Source organism: Paraburkholderia sp. GAS32 (genome assembly GCF_050434225.1).
GTDB lineage: Bacteria > Pseudomonadota > Gammaproteobacteria > Burkholderiales > Burkholderiaceae > Paraburkholderia > Paraburkholderia madseniana.
Window position 1 is genome coordinate 1 of record NZ_JBNPVS010000141.1, and the last position, 1,070, is coordinate 1,070.

Genomic DNA, 1,070 nt, shown 5'->3' on the forward strand with positions numbered 1-1,070 from the left:
TTCCATACATGTCAAGGGTAGGTAAGGTTTTTCGCGTTGCATCGAATTAATCCACATCATCCACCGCTTGTGCGGGTCCCCGTCAATTCCTTTGAGTTTTAATCTTGCGACCGTACTCCCCAGGCGGTCAACTTCACGCGTTAGCTACGTTACCAAGTCAATGAAGACCCGACAACTAGTTGACATCGTTTAGGGCGTGGACTACCAGGGTATCTAATCCTGTTTGCTCCCCACGCTTTCGTGCATGAGCGTCAGTATTGGCCCAGGGGGCTGCCTTCGCCATCGGTATTCCTCCACATCTCTACGCATTTCACTGCTACACGTGGAATTCTACCCCCCTCTGCCATACTCTAGCCCGCCAGTCACAAATGCAGTTCCCAGGTTAAGCCCGGGGATTTCACATCTGTCTTAGCGGACCGCCTGCGCACGCTTTACGCCCAGTAATTCCGATTAACGCTTGCACCCTACGTATTACCGCGGCTGCTGGCACGTAGTTAGCCGGTGCTTATTCTTCCGGTACCGTCATCCCCCCGGGGTATTAACCCAGAGGTTTTCTTTCCGGACAAAAGTGCTTTACAACCCGAAGGCCTTCTTCACACACGCGGCATTGCTGGATCAGGGTTTCCCCCATTGTCCAAAATTCCCCACTGCTGCCTCCCGTAGGAGTCTGGGCCGTGTCTCAGTCCCAGTGTGGCTGGTCGTCCTCTCAGACCAGCTACAGATCGTCGCCTTGGTAGGCCTTTACCCCACCAACTAGCTAATCTGCCATCGGCCGCCCCTGTAGCGGGAGGTCCTAAGATCCCCCCCTTTCCTCCGTAGAGCGTATGCGGTATTAATCCGGCTTTCGCCGGGCTATCCCCCACTACAGGACACGTTCCGATGTATTACTCACCCGTTCGCCACTCGCCACCAGGGTTGCCCCCGTGCTGCCGTTCGACTTGCATGTGTAAGGCATGCCGCCAGCGTTCAATCTGAGCCAGGATCAAACTCTTCAGTTCAAACCTGTTACTGTTTTTCGGTTCAGTTAAGAACCGGTCGCTCACTCAACGTACTGACGAATGATTAACCTG

The 1,070-nt window shown here is 54.2% G+C and carries 1 rRNA gene; it reads right to left on the reverse strand.

The features are described 5' to 3' along the window. Positions 1-998, reverse strand: a 16S ribosomal RNA gene (locus P3T25_RS48595); the annotation flags it as partial. Positions 999-1,070 lie beyond the last annotated feature (72 nt).